At 73.0% G+C, this 1,115-nt stretch carries 2 protein-coding genes; one reads left to right on the top strand and one right to left on the bottom strand.

The annotated features are described in order from the left end of the window. A partial coding sequence (locus tag MRQ36_RS32980; RefSeq protein ID WP_242801745.1) for a serine/threonine-protein kinase occupies positions 1-905 on the bottom strand: 905 nt, incomplete at its 3' end. Positions 906-996: 91 nt separating this feature from the next. Here MRQ36_RS32980 and MRQ36_RS32985 point away from each other — a divergent pair. Further along, positions 997-1,115: acyl-CoA carboxylase subunit epsilon (locus tag MRQ36_RS32985; protein WP_242801747.1), on the top strand; the 119-nt coding region annotated here is incomplete at its 3' end.

Raw genomic sequence — 1,115 nt, forward strand, 5'->3', positions numbered from 1 at the left:
GCCGGCACCAGTGGGGGGCGCGGCTCGCGCGGGCCGTTCGGGCCCGGCCGGCGTACGCCGTCCAGCAGCGAGATGCTCTTGGCCCGCTTGCCGCCGGCCTTGCGGAGCAGGCGCTCCGCCACCTCGGCGGTGATCCGCTCGGCCGGGTCCTTGCGGAGCAGGCCGTTGAGGACCGGCTTGAGCGGCCCGGCGTTCTTCGGCGGCGGCATCGGCTCGGTGGCCAGCGCCGCCAGCGTCGCGATCGCCGACGGGCGCGCGTACGGCGACTTGCCCTCCACGGCCGCGTAGAGGGTCGCGCCCAGCGACCAGAGGTCGGCCTCCGGCCCGGCCGTGCCGTCCTTGGCCCGCTCCGGGGCGATGTACGCCGGGGAGCCCAGCACCATGCCGGTCCGGGTCACGTTCGGGTCGCCGGGAATGGTCGCCAGACCGAAATCGGTCAGCACCACCCGGCCGTCGTCACCGAGCAGCACGTTGCCCGGCTTGACGTCGCGGTGCATCACGCCGGCCTTGTGCGCGGCCTTCAGCGCACCGAGCACACCCAGCCCGATCTCCACCGCCTTGGCCGGCGACACCGGCCCGTCCTCGGCGAGGGTGTCCTGCAACGACTTCGACGGGACGTACTCCATGACGATCCACGGGTCGCCGTCGGTGCGCAGCACGTCGAAGATGCGGACCACGTTGATGTTGTTCAGCCGGGCGATGGCCCGCGCCTCACGCAGCGAGCGTTCCCGCATCTCGCGGCGCTCCTCCGGGGTGAGGCTGGGCGGCGGGACGAGCTCCTTGATGGCGACGTCCCGGTGCAGCACCTCGTCGCGCGCCTTCCACACCCGACCCATGCCGCCCTGGCCGAGCGGCGAGATGAGCCGGTATCGGTCAGCGACGAGTTGGGGAAGCGCGTTCGACATCGAGAAGACGGTACCCGGCGGGTGCGACCGTCACACCGCCGGCACGCCACTGTGCGGCGAAGGTCAAGTTCTCGACGCGTACCCTGTCGTCATGTCTGCCGAAGAGCCGCTGTTCCGGGTCGTGCGCGGCGTGCCCACCGCCGAGGAACTGGCCGCCCTGGTCGGTGCCATCGTCGTCCGGACCCGACCCGCCGCCGCGCCCGCGCCGAC

Origin of the sequence: Micromonospora sp. R77 (assembly GCF_022747945.1) — a bacterium.
Taxonomy (GTDB): Bacteria; Actinomycetota; Actinomycetes; order Mycobacteriales; family Micromonosporaceae; genus Micromonospora.